This window comes from Pseudoalteromonas sp. SG41-5, from assembly GCF_014164495.1.
GTDB classification, from domain to species: Bacteria; Pseudomonadota; Gammaproteobacteria; order Enterobacterales; family Alteromonadaceae; genus Pseudoalteromonas; species Pseudoalteromonas rhizosphaerae.
In genome coordinates, this window is record NZ_JACJFH010000038.1 from 13,943 (window position 1) to 32,244 (window position 18,302).

14 protein-coding genes are annotated in these 18,302 nt (G+C 41.1%); 11 read left to right on the forward strand and 3 right to left on the reverse strand.

Translation table 11 applies throughout. From position 1 onward, the window contains the following. Positions 1-312 precede the first annotated feature (312 nt). Positions 313-504, forward strand: coding sequence for a carbon storage regulator CsrA (csrA, locus tag H5232_RS11725; RefSeq protein WP_004587515.1), 192 nt, complete (start codon positions 313-315; stop codon positions 502-504). 26 nt (positions 505-530) lie between these two features. Here csrA and H5232_RS11730 read toward each other — a convergent pair whose 3' ends face one another. Then, positions 531-998, reverse strand: a complete 468-nt coding sequence (locus H5232_RS11730; RefSeq protein ID WP_145240906.1) for a YcxB family protein — start codon at positions 996-998, stop codon at positions 531-533. 127 nt (positions 999-1,125) lie between these two features. Here H5232_RS11730 and H5232_RS11735 point away from each other — a divergent pair, with 127 nt between their 5' ends. After that, positions 1,126-2,055 (forward strand): hypothetical protein, encoded by a 930-nt coding sequence (locus tag H5232_RS11735; protein ID WP_182718026.1) that lies wholly within the window; start codon positions 1,126-1,128, stop codon positions 2,053-2,055. On the opposite strand, the gene barA is transcribed toward H5232_RS11735, so the two are convergent. Beyond that, positions 2,052-4,817: a two-component sensor histidine kinase BarA gene (gene barA / locus H5232_RS11740; RefSeq protein WP_149981683.1), complete on the reverse strand. Its 2,766-nt coding sequence runs from the start codon at positions 4,815-4,817 to the stop codon at positions 2,052-2,054. The two genes, H5232_RS11735 and barA, sit on opposite strands and share 4 nt — an antisense overlap. 98 nt (positions 4,818-4,915) lie before the next feature. Between barA and rlmD the strand changes: the two genes are divergently transcribed. The 5 genes from rlmD to eno all read left to right on the forward strand — a co-directional run bounded on the left by rlmD (position 4,916) and on the right by eno (position 12,410). Continuing rightward, entirely contained in the window at positions 4,916-6,241 is a 1,326-nt protein-coding gene (rlmD, locus tag H5232_RS11745; RefSeq protein ID WP_182785106.1) for a 23S rRNA (uracil(1939)-C(5))-methyltransferase RlmD, read from the forward strand. 8 nt (positions 6,242-6,249) lie between these two features. Next, positions 6,250-8,406, forward strand: coding sequence for a GTP diphosphokinase (relA, locus tag H5232_RS11750; RefSeq protein WP_182830926.1), 2,157 nt, complete (start codon positions 6,250-6,252; stop codon positions 8,404-8,406). Between the two features lie 8 nt (positions 8,407-8,414). Next, positions 8,415-9,227, forward strand: coding sequence for a nucleoside triphosphate pyrophosphohydrolase (gene mazG, locus H5232_RS11755; RefSeq protein WP_145240915.1), 813 nt, complete (start codon positions 8,415-8,417; stop codon positions 9,225-9,227). A 138-nt stretch (positions 9,228-9,365) separates the two neighbouring features. Next, entirely contained in the window at positions 9,366-11,000 is a 1,635-nt protein-coding gene (locus tag H5232_RS11760) for a CTP synthase (RefSeq protein ID WP_145240916.1), read from the forward strand. Between the two features lie 111 nt (positions 11,001-11,111). Next, positions 11,112-12,410: a phosphopyruvate hydratase gene (gene eno, locus H5232_RS11765; protein ID WP_145240917.1), complete on the forward strand. Its 1,299-nt coding sequence runs from the start codon at positions 11,112-11,114 to the stop codon at positions 12,408-12,410. A 106-nt stretch (positions 12,411-12,516) separates the two neighbouring features. Here eno and mutH read toward each other — a convergent pair whose 3' ends face one another. Continuing rightward, positions 12,517-13,188: a DNA mismatch repair endonuclease MutH gene (gene mutH, locus H5232_RS11770; protein ID WP_149981676.1), complete on the reverse strand. Its 672-nt coding sequence runs from the start codon at positions 13,186-13,188 to the stop codon at positions 12,517-12,519. Between the two features lie 427 nt (positions 13,189-13,615). Here mutH and rppH point away from each other — a divergent pair, with 427 nt between their 5' ends. The 4 genes from rppH (at position 13,616) to lgt (ending at position 18,297) form a co-directional block, all read left to right on the forward strand. Then, positions 13,616-14,137, forward strand: a complete 522-nt coding sequence (rppH, locus tag H5232_RS11775; protein WP_145240920.1) for an RNA pyrophosphohydrolase — start codon at positions 13,616-13,618, stop codon at positions 14,135-14,137. 17 nt (positions 14,138-14,154) lie between these two features. Further along, a complete protein-coding gene (gene ptsP / locus H5232_RS11780) occupies positions 14,155-16,428 on the forward strand; it encodes a phosphoenolpyruvate--protein phosphotransferase (RefSeq protein WP_182718031.1) in 2,274 nt (757 codons plus the stop codon). A 244-nt stretch (positions 16,429-16,672) separates the two neighbouring features. After that, a complete protein-coding gene (locus tag H5232_RS11785) occupies positions 16,673-17,482 on the forward strand; it encodes a sulfite exporter TauE/SafE family protein (protein ID WP_182761005.1) in 810 nt (269 codons plus the stop codon). Positions 17,483-17,493: 11 nt separating this feature from the next. Then, entirely contained in the window at positions 17,494-18,297 is an 804-nt protein-coding gene (gene lgt, locus H5232_RS11790) for a prolipoprotein diacylglyceryl transferase (RefSeq protein ID WP_149981669.1), read from the forward strand. Positions 18,298-18,302 lie beyond the last annotated feature (5 nt).

Consider the following 18,302-nt stretch of genomic DNA (forward strand, 5'->3'; position numbering starts at 1 on the left):
ATTATATTAACAGTAAAGAAATTTCTGTTGGTTGCTCAGTTACTAAAGTCGCCATTGAGGCAGTGACTATGAAATCATATCCTAGTGTAGTAAGTTTGTTTTTATAGATTAACGTAAACACGTATCAAGATCTGATATTAAAATATTAGTTTGAATAGATGAAACATACTTAGAATTGGCAATAGGCGCATTATAAAGAGTTTTTTTAACAGAAAATGAATCGATTTAGAGTTTTTACTTACTATTAAGGCTTATTTTCTTTAATATACAGACGCGGAATCTTTTAATTTATTGGAATACGGGAGCAAGAGAATGCTAATACTAACTCGTCGAGTAGGTGAAACCCTAATGATTGGTGACGAAGTAACTGTCACTGTACTAGGTGTTAAAGGAAATCAAGTACGTATTGGTGTTAATGCACCTAAAGACGTTTCGGTACACCGTGAAGAAATTTACATGCGTATTCAAGCTGAAAAGTCTAACCCGAATCCGGGCAATGCTTAATCAATTTAATTGATATGAAAGAGCCACTATTTAGTGGCTCTTTTTTTTATGTATTCAATAATCTCATCACTCAGTACGCTGTTTGAAACGTACTGCATGCCGCGACGACTTTTTAAAATAATACCGCGAACAGTAAAAATTACTTCATCAATATCTTGCCATGCTAGCTGATAGCTTTTATGTGGGTTTTCGCTTTTAAAACCGCTTTCATCAATAGTTAACGTTGCCTCAGAGCCTGATGCTCGACTAAGCATTTGCCGCGTTACCCACCAAGGCCTGCGATAATAAAAAGCAACACATTCAAGTACTGCGGCCATGATCAAGAAATTTCCTAAATAGTGTTTTTCTAACCAATAAATAGCTGTAAGTCCTAAACTAACCAATAATACTAAAAAAACATATTTCGGCTTTGCTTGTGCGCTGTAAGGCAGAGACTCATCAAAACATTCGTAAAAGTAGGGTTTATCTAATGTATAAGTGGTGCTAAATGACATGATTAATAAATTCAGGATTACTGTGCGGTTATTTTAGCAAGCTTAGTCGCAAAAAGCCGTTCTTTTAACTGTTCATTTGTTTGTTACTATGAGAGCTTAAGATCTATTTGCGTGATAGGGGATGGTGATGTTTAGTTTAATTGGTTTGACTTGGGCGCTGTCCAGTAATGCGTTTTTGGTGATGGGGGATATGCCATATACTCCAATTGATGAAATGAATTTAGCGCCAATAGGAGCTTTGGGTAAAAAAATAAAAACGACTGAGCATGCTTTTTTGATCCATGTTGGCGATATGAAATCCGGTTCTGAGCCTTGCACCAATGAGTTGCTTGAGAAGCATAAACAGTTACTTACCTCTTTAACTACGCAGCCATTTATTTACACCCCCGGTGACAATGAATGGACTGATTGCGACCGCAAAAATTTAACTCCTCGTTATGATGAATTAGAGCGCTTGGTATTTTTAAAAACCTTGATGTTTGATGATAAATACCTTGAAAAAGCCAATACCTTAGTTGATTTTCAGCAACAGCCTAGCATGCACGAAAATGCGCGTTGGCGGTTCGCTGATGTAGAGTTTATAACGCTGCATATTGCAGGCACCCACAATGGCCGTCGAGAGGTGCTAAAAAGTGATAAACAACTTGCTTATCAACAAGCTGATACAAGAGACGGCAACAACCTTAACTGGTTAGCGCAAGCAAACTCAGCAGCCAAAGGTTATGTGATTGCTTTTCAGGCGGATATTTACACCCATCAAACAGCACAACCAGCATGCAGTAAAACTCAGCCAGAACAGTGTGATGGTTTTAAAGTGTATCGCGATGCTTTGGCGGAATTTGTAAACACAGTAAAAAAGCCGGTATTAGTGATCCACGGTGATACAGGCCCTTATTGTCAGCAACCATTATCACAAAATTTAACGCGACTTAATGTACCCGGTGATTTTATGTTTAGTGACATTGCCAAAGTAAGTCTGGTGCAACAAGATACAGATGTAACTTGGCAGATCAGTAGCTTAAAAAGTGGTAAATCACTTAAGCGGATCTGCCGTTAATGTTCGGCTAAGCCGGCATCGGTCATCAGGTTTTCAAGTTCGTCTTGCAGCTCAAAAAGCTCAGGCTCAATATAACTTAAATCACAATCGCCTTTTAACGCGGTTTCCAGTGCTTCAGCGAGTGCCTTGAGCTTGGGTACGCCAGTGTAACAACAAGCACCGTGAAATTTATGAATAATACTTAGCACATGTTCGCAATCTTGGCTGGCGGTTGCTTCTTCAAGTAGTCGCAGGGTTTCTGGCACACTGAGTAACAACATATTAAGCATTTCAAGCGCCAGTTCGTTTTTACCGCCGGCACGTTGCAGTGCTAATGGCCAATCCAGTGAAGAGCTTACAAAAGGAGGCTCAATAGCAACTAGCTCATTGCGGCTTTTGTCTCGTCGCAGCGGTGATTGTGGACTATGATCACTGATAATTTGTTTCAGCATATCTTCATCAATAGGTTTAGTTAAATACCCTTTAAAGCCATCGGTAATAAGTTGCTCTTTCTCGCCTGCTAAGGCGTGTGCTGTGACTGCAATAATAGGGGTATCTTCGTTTAAGGATGATTCTAGGATCAGTTTACAGGCGGTAATACCGTCCATAATTGGCATTTGAATATCCATAAAAATAATGTCGTATTTATGGCTTTTGCTCAAACTATAGGCTTGTGAGCCATTATGAGCGGTATCGATAGTTTCAATTTGCTCTTCTAATAAAGTACAAAGTAACTTTAAATTGGCATCATTATCATCAACGACTAATACTTTTAGCGGTAATAACTTTTCGTCATTTTCTTCAATATTGTGTACGGGATGATCGAGTCGATAAGGTGCTGCAAGCACTTCACAGAGCTTGCGGTGGTTCAGCGGTTTACTTAAACACGCATCTGCACCACAGCCAATATATGCTTCGCGCATATTATGCGATACCGAATTAAGCATTAAATACAGGTAGTCAGTCGATTCACGGACTGCTTTGATATAGCTTTTTAAGCGTTGCATTTCGTCAACTGCGGCAACATGACCAATAATACAAATATCGTAATTAAACTCTTTGTTTAACTCTTGTAAAAAGGTTTCTTGGTCAAAGCACGCAGTAACCCTTGTTTGCCACTCGGTGAGTAAAGAGAGCACCGCATTATGGGTATGTTCATGCGGTTCTAGGTATAAAATACGTTTATTTGCAAGAGATCTACTTGGTAAGTCGCTGTTATAAATATGGCTTGGAAGCCTAAATACACCATTAAAAGTAAAGCAGGTGCCGTTACCAGGTGCTGAGTTTAAGGTAATGCGGCCACCCATGGTTTCAACTATGTGCTTGGTAATAATTAAGCCAAGGCCTGTGCCACCAAATTTACGGGTAATGCTTGAATCAGCTTGGCCAAAAGGAGTGAACAAGGCATCTTGTTTATCCATTGGAATGCCAACGCCTGTATCGGTTACCGACACTAATACTGAGGTCCGTTCTTCATCAAGTAAACGATGGCCAACATCAATTTTAATTGAGCCTTTTTCAGTAAACTTAATTGCATTACTAATCAAGTTGATCAGAATTTGTTTAAAGCGGGTCGGATCACCAGTAATGTTATCAGGCACCAGTGAGTTGATATAAATCGATAGCTCTAATTGTTTTTCATGCGCACTGGGGGCCAGTAGCGTAAGTACTTCGTTTATTGTGTCACGTAGTTGAAATTGAATGGACTCAAGTTCCATGGCGCCTGCTTCAAGCTTCGAAAAATCTAAAATATCGCTGATGATAGTCATTAAACTATTGGCTGAGAGTTCGATGGTATCGAGGTAATCTTTTTGGTGTTTATTTAGCGGTGTTTTATGTAATTGACGAGTAAAGCCAATTACACCATTGAGTGGTGTGCGCAGTTCGTGACTCATTTTCGCTAAAAAGTCCGATTTTACGCGGTTGGCGTCTTGGGCATCGGTTTTAGCAATACTGAGCTGAATATTCTGTGTTTCGTATAATTCTAACGACTCGCGCAAGTCACTGGTCGCCTGATCGATGTGCTTTTGCATTTCATCTTTTTGCATCACCATAGTATCAGAAATGGTGTTTAGCCCTTGGCGTAATAATTCAAACTCGCCCATCATCGGAGCGGTTAGGCCGGTTTCTCTTTTCCCTTCGATTAATTTGTCGGTAGCCAGTACTAACTTATTTAATGGGGTCATAAACATATGGCTAAGCCTGATGGCTAAAATAGCCGCCAACACTAAGGCTAAAATAATTACAATACCGCTGACTAATAATGCCTGTTGCTGACCAATAATCGCTTGGTCTTTGTTGAGCTGAATAACCACAGTGCCAAGGGATGTTTGAAACGTTGCATTATTCCACTGTGCGTCTGGCGTTGAGTGGTTGATGATCGGCGTAAAAAATGTAATTAAGTGGTCGCTGGGCACTACTTTGGTGTTTTTTCCTGCTTGCAAGTACTCACTGTGCAGTAGATCATCAAAGTCACGGTGATAGTTACTGGTTAATACCAGTTCATTATGCTCGTCAAAAATGGCGATGGTTTTAATTGCTGGAGAGTGTTTATTATGCGCATGGCTGATCAAACGGTTTAGTAGCTGTTTATTTTTTGCTAATAATGGCTGTTCAATGGCAATCGACAGGGGCTCGGAGATAGTCGCACCTTGCTGATATAAAATTTCATCAAGCTCAATGTAACGATTTATTGTAAAATAGCCGCCAAGTAGTAATCCGATAATCACTGTGGGAATAAGTGTTAGCGTTAAAACTGAGTCGCGCAAACCAAGTTTAGTCATAAGTGAACGTTGTTATCATTATTAGTTAGTTAAAGAGTATATACTTATAAGCTAGTAATCAATCACCCTCGTAGAATCAATATTTAAGGTGTTGCCCGATGGCGCAGTTTTTCCAAGCAAAAAAGAAAACCCTTTCTGGACAGTCGTTAACTTTAGCCATTTCAGGAATGGATCATCAAGGTCGGGGGATTGCCAAGCATAATAATAAAGTGTGCTTTGTTAGCGGTGCACTGACAGGTGAAACGGTTAAGGCCAAACTAACCGAAGATAAAGCTCGTTATAGCGCGGCTAAAACGATAAAAGTTGAGCAGGCCAGTGAAGCACGGGTTAAACCGTTTTGCGAACATTATCAACAATGTGGTGGTTGCCAATTACAGCATTTGCGACTTGACCAACAATTAGTTGAAAAGCAAGTGGCGGTGAGCCAGCTGTTTTCAAAGTTTGCCAAGCTTGATGCAATGAACTGGCAAGCCCCGTTATTGAGCGAGCCGACGCACTACCGTCGCAGTGCGCGGTTAGCGGTGATGTTTGATAAAACCGCAAAAAAAATGCGGGTTGGTTATCGCGCGCAAGGTTCTAAACAAATTGTCAGTGTGCAGCAGTGTGCAGTACTGAGTGACGATTTTGCCGCAATTTTTACTGTTTTTGATCAGTTATTAAACCAATATGGCGAACTTCGCAGTGTTAGCCATATACAATTATGCCAAGCAGATGAGCAAAATTTTGTGGTGATCCGCCACACTAAAAGCATCAGTGATAAGCTAAAAGCAACTATTGAGCAGCAGGGGCTTGATCATCAGTGGCAAATTATATGGCAAGGAGATACTCAGCAAATTAACCACAGCCATTTACCTATGCCGTTTTATAGCTTACCTGAGCTTGGACTAAAATTTACTTTTGGGCTGGAAAACTTTATTCAAGTCAATGCGCAGGTAAATCAAGCTATGCTTTCTCAAGCGGTTGACTGGCTTAGTTTAAAAGGGGACGAACAGGTACTAGACCTATTTTGTGGGATTGGTAACTTCGCTTTAGCGCTGGCAAATAACGCAAAAAGCGTAATTGGTGTTGAAGGAGTGGCTTCTGCGGTTGCAATGGCGGCGCAAAATGCGCAAACTAACCATATAGCCAATGCTCATTTTCATTGTTTTGATTTAACACAAACAATGCAGCAAGCTCCGTGGTTTAGTAAAGAGTTGAATGTATTAGTACTGGACCCTTCACGTACCGGTGCCTTAGCTATTTTAGAGCAACTGCCTCTGAAGCAATTTAAAACGATTTTATATGTATCTTGCGACCCTGTTACTTTAGCCCGTGACAGCGCAATTATTACGCAAGCTGCATTTTCACTTGAAAAAATAGGGCTAATGAATATGTTTCCACACACGGGGCATATCGAAACGATGGCGTTATTTCAACGGAGGTAGAGCGCATTATGGTAGCTACTCGGCAATCACACCAACACGACAAACCGGGTGATTTTAGCACACGACTTGGTTTACTTAACTTAACGCAAGAAAAGCGCGAACTATTAAGTAAAGCGAATACCCTTTGCGCTGAACTGCATAATCATCAGCAACAAAATATTGCCATGGAAATGGTCGAAATTTTGGTGGAAATGAATCTCGATGCAGACACCCTCGCTACCGCATATATTACGCCGAGTTTTTTGGCTAATCTAATCGACATCGATACAGTAAGCGATGTGATGGGGAGCCATGTGGCAACTCTGCTAACGGGTGTTGCACAAATGGCTACTATTAGCACTTTGGCTCATCAAGGTACTGGCACCGTTCAAGTTGATAATATACGCCATATGTTATTGGCGATGGTTGAAGATGTGCGCGCTGTGGTTATTAAACTTGCTGAGCAGGTATGTCATTTACGAGAGGTTAAAAACGCCAACGAAGAAGAGCGGGTGATTGCTGCAAAAGAAACCGCTGATATCTTTGCGCCACTTGCTAACCGGTTAGGGATTGGGCAATTAAAGTGGGAGCTGGAAGATCTATCGTTTCGCTATTTGCACCCTGATGTGTATAAAAATATTGCCAAGCAATTGGATGATAAGCGCCTAGGTCGCGAAGCTTATATGGTAGATATGGTTGAGCAAGTTAAAACTAAACTGGCTCAAGCAGGTATTAAAGGCGAGGTATATGGTCGGCCAAAACATATCTACAGTATTTACAAAAAAATGGCGCAAAAGAATTACGAGTTTGACCAGTTATTCGATATTCGCGCCATGCGTATTGTGGTGGATGAATTGCAAGATTGTTACGGTGCGCTGGGGATCGTACACACCAATTGGCGCCATCTAAATAAAGAATTTGATGATTATATTGCCACCCCTAAACAAAATGGTTATCAATCTATTCATACCGTAGTATTTGGCCCAGAAGGCAAAACGGTTGAAATCCAAATTCGTACCCACGCGATGCACCAAGATGCTGAGCTCGGAGTCGCTGCGCACTGGATGTATAAAGAAGGGGCGTTACCTGGGCGTGGTTCTGGGTATGAGCAAAAAATTAGCTGGTTGCGTAAATTATTGCAATGGCAAGAAGAGGTGGTTGATGGCAGCGATTTAGCCGAAGAGCTAAAAAATCAAGTGGTCGAAGATCGGGTGTATATTTTCACCCCTCGAGGCGATATTTTTGATTTACCGCTGGGCGCAACACCATTGGATTTTGCTTATTATATTCACTCAAATGTCGGTCATCGTTGTATTGGTGCAAAAGTATTTGGCAAAATTGTGCCTTTTACCCATCAATTACACACTGGCGATCAGGTTGAAATTTTAACCCAAAAACAACCTAATCCTAGCCGCGATTGGTTAAATCCATCACTGGGATATATTAAATCATCCCGCGCGAGAGCGAAAATACACCACTGGTTTAAACAACTCGATCGCGATAAAAATCTCAGTGCTGGTAAAGAAATTCTAGATAATGAATTGCAAAAGCTCGATCTGACCTACAAAAACTTAGAGCCGGCTATTACTCGCTATAACTTTAAAGAGTTAGATGACTTAATGGTTGCGATTGGCGCCGGTGATGTGCGTTTAAATCAGTTGCTGAATTTTATCACGGATCGCTCTGATGACGAGCCCGTCATCCGCTTTAAGAACCCGACTAAAATCAGCGGTGATAAAAATGGTATCGTGGTTGATGGGGTTGGTAGTTTAATGAGCCATGTGGCTAAATGTTGCCGCCCAGTTCCTGGTGAGTCAATAATCGGTTATATCACGCAAGGGCGTGGCATAGGTGTGCATAGGACTGATTGTGATTCTTTTAATAATCTAAGAACACAACATCCTGAGCGTGTTATTGCGGTTAGTTGGTCAGACGAAATTAACGGCTCTTATGCCCTGTGTATTAAAATTGAAGCAAGTGACAGAGCTGGGCTTATACGTGATATTAGTTCGGTACTGGCCAATGAAAAAGTTAATGTGCTGAATATGAATATGGAAACCGTGGACGACCGCCAATTAGCGTTGTTTACCATGCAAGTGGAAGTACATGATTTATCAAGTACCAATCGATTACTATCAAAATTAGATCAAATCGAAGGCGTGCATGAAGCAAAACGTAGTCACTAGGAATGTAAATGAACCAGACAACTAATACCTCAACGAATACATTAACTGAGTTATTAGCCATTATGGCTAAATTACGTGACCCAGCAACAGGCTGCCCGTGGGATTTAAAGCAAGACTTTACATCCATCGTACCGCATACCTTAGAAGAAGCATACGAGGTAGCCGATTGCATTGAAAAAGGTGATTTCGGTGAGCTTAAAAATGAACTGGGTGATTTACTCTTTCAAGTGATTTTTTATGCGCAATTGGCACAAGAGCAAGGGTTATTTGATTTTAATGATGTAATGGCTGGGCTAAATAATAAGTTAGTGCGTCGCCATCCACATGTATTTGCCGATCAGCAAGGGCTGACTGAACAACAACTCAGTGAGCAGTGGCAAACCATAAAAGCACAGGAGCGGGCAGCAAAAGCTGAACCGCAGAGCAACACATTATGGCAAGATATACCTGCAAATCTGCCTAGTTTGAGTAAAGCCAAAAAAATTCAGCAGCGGGTTGCAGGATTAGGCTTTGATTGGCCTAGTTATCATGGTGCATTAGATAAAGTGGCTGAAGAAGTTGATGAAGTAAAAGAAGCGTTAGCCGTTGATCCATTTTCAGCACACAGCGCAGAAGAAATCGGCGATTTATTGTTTGCTACAGTTAATGTAGCACGGCATATTAAACGTGACCCAGAGCAATTATTACGTAGCGCCAACGATAAGTTTTCAGCGCGATTTGAAAAAGTACAAGCCTATTTATGTGAGCGTGGGCAATCGCTTGATACAGCAACCCTTGCTGAAATGGATGCCGCATGGGATGCGATAAAAAAGCAGCAGTAAATAATGCGAAACGCTGAGTGCGTTTTTTGTGCAGAGAATTACTAACTTTCGCTGGATTGATGGCAGTGCCTTTGCTATAATTTCGCCCCGTCTTGATTCTATATTTTTCCTTTTAATTCCTGATATTCTAGGGTTCGCATGAGTACAAAATTTATCTTCGTTACCGGCGGGGTTGTTTCCTCGTTGGGTAAAGGTATTGCAGCAGCATCGTTGGCAGCTATTTTAGAGGCCCGTGGTTTAAATGTTACCATTTTAAAGCTGGATCCTTATATCAACGTTGACCCAGGCACAATGAGCCCAATTCAACATGGTGAAGTATTTGTCACCGAAGACGGCGCTGAAACCGATCTTGATTTAGGTCACTATGAACGTTTCATCCGTACCAAAATGACAAGCCGTAACAACTTCACACAAGGTCGTGTATATGAAGATGTGCTGCGTCGTGAGCGTCGTGGTGAGTACCTTGGTGCAACAATTCAGGTTATTCCACATATTACCAACGATATTAAGCAACGTGTTTATGACGGTGCTGAAGGCCATGATGTGGCACTCGTTGAAATTGGTGGAACGGTTGGTGATATTGAGTCACAACCATTCTTAGAAGCAATTCGTCAGCTTGGCACAGAGATTGGCCGTGAGCGCGCATTGTTTATTCACTTAACGTTAGTGCCATTCTTAGGCCCTGCGGGTGAAGTGAAAACCAAACCAACACAGCATTCTGTTAAAGAGTTACGCTCGATTGGTATTCAACCAGATATTCTTATCTGCCGTTCAGATCGTAAATTACCAAATAACGAACGTGCAAAGATTGCTCTTTTTACTAACGTTGAAGAAAAAGCGGTTATTTCATTACCTGATGTAGACAGCATTTATAAAATTCCTGCGCTATTAAAATCGCAAGAGCTTGATAACTTTGTATGTCGTCGCTTCCATCTTGATTGCCCTGAAGCTGATTTAGTTGAGTGGGAACAAGTGTTATACCAAGAGTCAAACCCAACGGGTGAAGTGACTATCGGTATGGTTGGTAAATACATTGAACTACCTGATGCCTATAAATCTGTAAACGAAGCACTTAAACATGCAGGTCTTAAAAATCGTTTAACAGTAAACATTCAATATGTTGATTCACAAGATGTTGAAAGTAAAGGTACTGAGTTACTAGCTAACCTTGATGCTATTTTAGTTCCTGGTGGTTTTGGTGGGCGCGGTGTTGAAGGTAAAATTTTAGCGGCAAAATATGCCCGTGAAAATAAAGTACCTTACCTTGGTATCTGTTTAGGTATGCAAGTTGCGCTAATTGAGTATGCACGTAATGTTGCAGGCTTATTAGATGCAAACTCAACCGAGTTTAATGCTAACTCGTCAAGCCCTGTGGTTGGTTTGATCACTGAATGGTTAGATGCTGAAGGCAATATTGAAACACGTAGCGAAAAATCTGATTTAGGTGGCACTATGCGTTTAGGCGCACAAAAATGTCATTTAACACCAGGCTCAAAAGTACGTGAAGTATATGGTAGTGATGAGATTGTTGAACGTCATCGTCATCGTTACGAAGTAAACAATAATTTTGTTGAACAGCTTGAAAAAGCTGGCTTGAGTTTCACTGGTTTATCGGAAGATAAGAAGCTAGTTGAAATCATCGAGAATAAAGATCACCCGTGGTTTATTGCGGCTCAATTCCACCCGGAATTCACCTCAACACCGCGTGATGGTCATCCGCTATTTGAAGGGTTTGTTGCCGCTGCGCATATTCATCAAAAAGCGTCATCGTAATATGAATAAGCCGTGCACTATGCACGGCTTATTTGTTTTCAAAGTCGACGGCATTAAGGAAAATTAATAAAGTCGGAGTAGACTCACCATTTTGGGAAAAGAGGAATCAAGATGTCAAATATCGTAAAAGTGATCGGTCGCGAAATTATGGATTCGCGTGGTAACCCAACTGTAGAAGCTGATGTTCATTTAGCTGACGGTTCATGGGGCCGCGCTGCTGCACCATCAGGTGCATCAACAGGTACTCGCGAAGCACTAGAATTACGTGATGGTGATAAAGCACGTTACTTAGGTAAAGGTGTATTAAAAGCGGTTGGTTTTATTAATAATGAAATCGCGACAGCCTTAGCTGGCCAAAATGCACTAGAGCAAAGCACTGTTGACCAAGTAATGCTAGATTTAGATGGTACCGAAAATAAAGAAAAATTAGGTGCAAATGCAATCTTAGCAGTGTCATTAGCAACTGCAAAAGCTGCTGCACAATCTAAAAAAGTAGAGCTTTATGAGCACATTGCTGACTTAAACGGTACACCAGGTGTTTATTCTATGCCGTTACCAATGATGAACATCATCAATGGTGGTGAGCATGCTGATAACTCAGTTGATATTCAAGAATTCATGATCCAGCCAGTTGGCGCTGCCAACTTCCGTGAAGCGCTTCGCATGGGTGCAGAAATATTCCACAGCCTTGCCAAAGTACTTAAAGCTGATGGTCATTCAACCGCAGTGGGTGATGAAGGTGGTTTTGCACCAAACCTTGCCTCTAACGAAGCGGCACTTGCAGCAATTAAAGTTGCTGTTGCTAATGCAGGCTACGAGTTAGGCAAAGACATTACTCTAGCACTTGATTGTGCTGCGTCTGAGTTTTATGACAAAGAAGCAAATATCTACGACCTTAAAGGCGAAGGTAAAAAATTCACCTCAGAAGAGTTTAACTACTTCTTAAAAGATCTAACTGAACAGTACCCAATCGTGTCTATCGAAGATGGCCTTGATGAGTCTGATTGGGACGGCTTTGCACACCAAACAAAACTACTTGGCGATAAGATCCAATTAGTTGGTGACGATTTATTCGTGACAAACACTAAGATCTTAAAGCGTGGTATCGACAACGGTATTGCTAACTCAATCTTAATCAAGTTTAACCAAATTGGTTCACTAACTGAAACGTTAGCTGCAATCAAAATGGCTAAAGACGCTGGTTTCACTGCTGTTATTTCTCATCGCTCAGGCGAAACTGAAGATTCAACAATTGCTGATTTAGCAGTGGGTACTGCAGCTGGTCAAATCAAAACAGGTTCATTGAGCCGTTCTGATCGTGTAGCGAAGTACAACCAATTGCTACGTATTGAAGAGCAATTAGGCGCTAAAGCACCTTTTAATGGTCTTAAAGAAGTTAAAGGTCAGTAATTCTTTTATAAGAAGCTGATTTAAACTTTTGAAAAATCCTCGCAAATGCGGGGATTTTTATTTAAGTGCCTTGTAGGCGCGAGTTTATCTCGCGCATTTTTAGGCGTTAAAGCTGAAATTGCTGCTTCAAAATCTGCCCTGTAAAGCTGGTTTTTAAATAAAAACCTCGGGGTAGGGTTTTAATAATTTGCCCGTTTGGACCGATGGCATCGGTGACTATTCTGCTATTAGCTGCTTTTGGGCGAATTTGCATCGCATCCCCTAAATGCCCTGAGATCTCATCAACACGTCCCAGTGCTATCAGCTCCATTTGTTCTTCCCAGTCTCGCTGTAACTGCGCATCTTGCTCTGCTGAGGGTTGCCATAAAAAGCCACTACCAATGGTTCTATCAAATGGCACAATGTCGCGCTCGCCTAGTATGGGTAGCCACAAGACATGATTGAGTTTTTTACGCACATTACTTTGCTGCCATGTCATACCTGTGACATTCAATAACGGTGTCACAGACACAAAAGTGGTCTCTAATGGTTTGCCTTTATATGAGATTGGTAGCGTTTTAAGTTCAATCCCGAGCTCTTCAAAATCAGGGGTAGGTTTGGAACCTGCTGTAGCACCTAATGCATATTCAATCAATTGCCCCGTCCAGCCTTTCTCCTTTAATAAATGCTCAGGTGTTTTAAACTGATAATGACTTGCTAATTGGCCTAATGTCAGTCCTGCAATGTTGCTAACACGTTGCATTAATTCATTGATTGAATGTGGTTTTATCGGTTTCATAGCGAGTTATTTGGTTGTATAAATTCACTACTCATGATAGCAAAAGAGTTTAACCGTGGATATCTTTGCGTTTGGGTGTTTTTTGTCCAGTGATAGTTCGCTGTGTTTTTAGACAAGGTGAAACTTGCTGACTTTAAGCTTAATGTATTGAATTTAATGGTTTTTAACTGTTGAATTTGTAAAGCCTTTAAGCTGTGTTGAAAGCTTGTTGGGATAAATACATAACTATGAACAATGTTATCCACAGAAACTGTGGAAAAGGCAAGTTATTGGATCTGTTATTGTGGATTTGTTTGCAAAATGAGCTGTATAAACTAAAGTTATGCACAAGCTGTGAGTAAGATGCGTAAAACTCTGAATATTGTTTGCCGTATTGCAGGTAATGTGGAACAATCATTAAAAATCGACTTACAAATGAGGCACTAAGGTGATTGATGCCGAAGGTTTTCGTGCCAATGTCGGAATTGTAATTTGCAATAATCAGGGACAGGTCTTTTGGGCCAGACGTTATGGTCAGCATTCTTGGCAGTTTCCTCAAGGTGGTGTTGATAGTGGCGAAACAGCAGAGCAGACCATGTTTCGTGAATTACACGAAGAAGTCGGCTTGCGCCCTGAAGATGTAGAAATTGTCGCAAGTTCAAAACATTGGTTACGTTATAAATTGCCCAAGCGTTTGATCCGCCGAGACTCCAGTCCGGTGTGTATTGGGCAAAAGCAAAAATGGTTTTTATTGAAACTGCGTTGTAAAGACGAAGACGTCAACTTACTAAAAACACATCATCCGGAATTTGATGATTGGCGGTGGGTAAGTTATTGGTATCCGGTAAGGCAAGTTGTATCGTTTAAACGCGATGTTTATCGCCGTGTTATGAAAGAATTCGCACCCTTTGCGATGCCTTTTAATAAACGTGAACAGTCCAAAGATACGTGGCGCCATAAAGGTAAATAATATAAAGGAGCAGTATTATGCTGGCTACACTCAGAGCTATTGCAGAGTCCGTTTCGCAACAAGCGAGTTTGGATAGTGCGCTAGCATGTTTTGTTGAAATGGTGAAAGATGCCATGAAAACTGAGTGCTGCTCCATTTATTTTGCTGATTACAGTCAAGATAATTTTGTATTAATGGCAACCAGAGGGCTTAATCCCGCAGCCGTGGGTAAGTTTAGAATCGGTTTTACCGAAGGTTTAGTTGGCTTAGTAGCACAACGAGAAGAACCTATTAATATTGCCTTTGCCAAGTCTCACCCGCGTTTTAAACTCTCTCCTGAAGTGAATGAAGAAGGCTTCAACGCATTTTTGTCTGTGCCTGTAGTTCATCAAAAAAAAGTGCTGGGCGTTATTGTTGTACAACAGAAAATTGCCCGTGTATTTAGTCAAGATGAAGAGTCCTTTTTAATTACGTTATCTGCGCAACTAGCGTCGCAATTAGCCCATGCAGAAATCAAAGAAGTACTACGCCAAGATGAGTTTTCTCATCAGACCTCGGTGCTAAAAGGGGTTTCTAGCGCGCCAGGAATTGCGATAGGGCAGGCGTTTGTTATTCTGCCGAAACTTGACTTTAAATCGATAGAATTAAAAAAAGACGATAACTGTACTGAGCAACGCCGCTTATTTACTCAAGCTGTTGCTGCAACCCGCAAAGAATTTAACACCTTGTCGATGACTCTTAGCGATTCTATCCCTAAAGAAGCGTTGGCAGTGTTTGAGGTGTATCAGCAACTACTGGATGCAAAAAGTTTAGGGCAGAATGTTGAAGCACAACTGCAAGAAGGCTGGTGTGCAAAAAGTGCATTGAAAATTGTGATCGAACGATTGATCTCGCAATTCAATGCAATGCAGGATCCCTATATCAAAGAGCGTGCGGTTGATGTTAAAGATATCGGCCTGCGCGTACTGCATCATCTCGTCAATACTGAACACGCCGTAAAAAGTTATCCTAAAGATACAGTACTGATCGCTAATACTTTAACCCCAGCCATGCTTGCAGAAGTGCCTAAAGGCCATTTAGTTGGCGTAGTAAGTGTTAACGGTGCGGCAAATAGTCATGCGTCAATTTTAACCCGTGCTATGGGGATCCCTGCAATTTGGGGTATTGAAGATTTACCGCTATTGCAGTTTGATGGTAAACCAATGATTTTAGATGCATACGCAGGGCGATTATATATTTCGCCTTCGCAAATGCTACAAGATGAATATTTACAATTACAGCACCAAGAAAGTCTATTAAACGACAAGTTTGTGGCTGAGCAAGAATGCGATGCAGTGACATTAGATGGCGAGCATATTAGTTTGTTGCTCAATGCTGGTTTGGAACTCAATACTGAAAAAGCTAACACCAAAGTCTGTGATGGCGTTGGCTTATACCGAACTGAAGCCTGGTTTATGCAAAAAGGCCAGTTTCCATCACAAATAGAACAAGAGAATTGGTATCGCGAAGTATTAGCCAGTTATCATCCAGAACCTGTAGTGATGCGTACGCTTGATATTGGTGGTGATAAAGCACTTGATTACTTTGATATTACAGAAGAAAACCCATTTTTAGGCTGGCGGGGTATTCGTGTCACATTGGACCACCCAGAGATCTTTTTAGACCAGCTCAAAGCCATGGTTAAAGCAAACATTGGTTTAGGTAATTTAAAAATTATGCTGCCAATGATAAGCGGTACCGAAGAGGTTGATGAATCTTTAGCATTGTTAGAGCAAGCCTATTTTGAACTGGAAGAAAAATACCCAGAGCAAGCCATTGAACGCCCAGAGATTGGCGTAATGTTAGAAGTCCCTTCAAGTGTATTTATGCTCCCTGAATGGTCTAAGAAAGTAGATTTTTGTTCTGTAGGTAGTAACGATTTGACGCAATACTTACTTGCCGTCGATCGTTCGAATGCGCGTGTTGCTGATTTATTTAATCCCTATCATCCAGCGGTATTAAGAGTACTGCAAAAAGTTGCGAAAGAGTGTCAGCAATATGAGATGTCCTTTAGTTTATGTGGTGAATTAGGTGGCGATCCTGAAGGTGCAATACTGCTGATTGCGATGGGGTATCGTCGCTTGAGTATGAACTACTCATCATTAAGTAAAGTTAAATGGGTATTAAGACGTTTAAAAGCCAGCGATATGGAAACATTACTGGCGGAGTGTTTAGCACAATCTACTGCAAAACAAGTACTTAGGTTAACGCGTAATTTTATGATTGAGCATCAACTTGGTGAATTATTTTATACCCCAAATCAGGCTTCTTAGTTATACCAATCGACTTAAATATTTAACCATTCTAGCGTGCCAAATAAAGCGCTAACTGCGTTATAAATTTCTCAAGTAGAACAACTACATGTCGAAATTTATGCCTTGTTATCACTCTATTTATCTGTCGCTATAAATGGCTAATAACTTAACACGATTGGTATTACCAAAACGAGTGCTGTAAAGATTCGATATAATCGATTAGTATATGCATATAATAAATCCAATTTTATAAGAGTGTACGATGCATGATTTAGTTATCCTGATTATCAGCTGCGCGCTATTAGGTTGTGTGGTTGGTTTTTTAGCTGGGTTATTAGGCATTGGCGGTGGATTAATTATTGTGCCAGTACTGAGTTCATTATTAGTGCATTTTAATGTTGTTGCGGTTGATCATGTACTGGTTATTGCGATTGCTACCTCGCTTGCCTCTATTTTATTCACTTCAACGTCATCTGCATTAGCACACCATAAAAATCAAAATGTGCCATGGGAAATTGCGCCTTGGGTTATGTCTGGCGTTGGACTTGGTGCTCTGATCAGTGGTTTTGCCGCGAGTTTAATTCCAGAACAGTTATTACGCATCGTTTTTGCTGTTAGTGTGGTGTTTATTGCTGCTCGTATGGTGTTGTCTGCTCGTAATAAGCCTGTCGCGGTCAAACCTATGCCAAGTGGCCCAGTTATTGGCGCTATTAGCGCAGTGATGGGCGGATTATCAGGTTTGATTGGTATTGGTGGCGGCGCATTGATTGTGCCGCTACTGCACTATTTTTCAGTTGATATTAAAAAAGCCATAGGCTGCGCGGCAGCATGTGGCATTGTGATTGCGCTATTTGGCTCTGTGGGATATGTCAGCGCTGGTTGGCAAGTAACCGATTTACAACATGGCTTTGCAGGTTTTGTGTATTTACCGGCATTATTAGGTATAGTAATAACCTCGTGGTTTATGGCACCAATAGGAGCCAAAGCAACGCATTATTTACCCGTTTCAACGATAAAAAAAGTGTTCGCGGTGTTACTGATTATCATCGCGCTTCAAATGGTTTTTAGTTAAGGTTTAATTTTATGGCTCTTGAATTTCCAGAGATCGATCCGATCATTTTCACTGTCGGTCCTCTTAGCGTACGTTGGTACGGTTTAATGTATTTAATTGGCTTTGCTTTTGCGATGTGGTGGGCAAATAGGCAAGCAACTAAACCAGGCTCGGGTTGGACGAAAGAAGAGGTCAGTGATTTACTGTTCTACGGTATGTTAGGGGTTATTCTGGGTGGTCGGATTGGCTATGTACTGTTTTATCAATTTAGTTACTTTTTAGAAAATCCACTGTATTTATTTAGAATCGATCAAGGTGGTATGTCTTTCCACGGTGGCACTTTAGGGGTGATAACCGCTATTTGTGTGTTTGCCTGGACACGTAAAAAACAGTTACTTGCAGTGGGTGATTTTGTTGCACCGCTAGTGCCGGTTGGCCTTTTAGCTGGACGTATTGGTAACTTTATTAATGGCGAATTATGGGGCAGAACTACCGATGTGCCTTGGGCTATGGTATTCCCAAATGGTGGGCCATTGGCGCGTCATCCTTCACAGTTGTATGAAGCCTTTTTAGAAGGCTTCGTGCTGTTTATTATTTTGTATGTGTTTACTAAAAAGCCACGTCCAGCGGGTAGTGTCGGCGGATTATTTTTACTATGCTATGGGGTATTTAGATTCTGCGTTGAATATGTGCGCGAACCAGATGCACAACTAGGATTGTTTGCTGATTTTATATCAATGGGTCAAATATTGTCATTGCCAATGGTCATTGCTGGTCTTGGTTTGATAATATGGGCATACAAAAAGCCACAGCCTGCTGTTGCCAGTAAAGCATAAAAAAG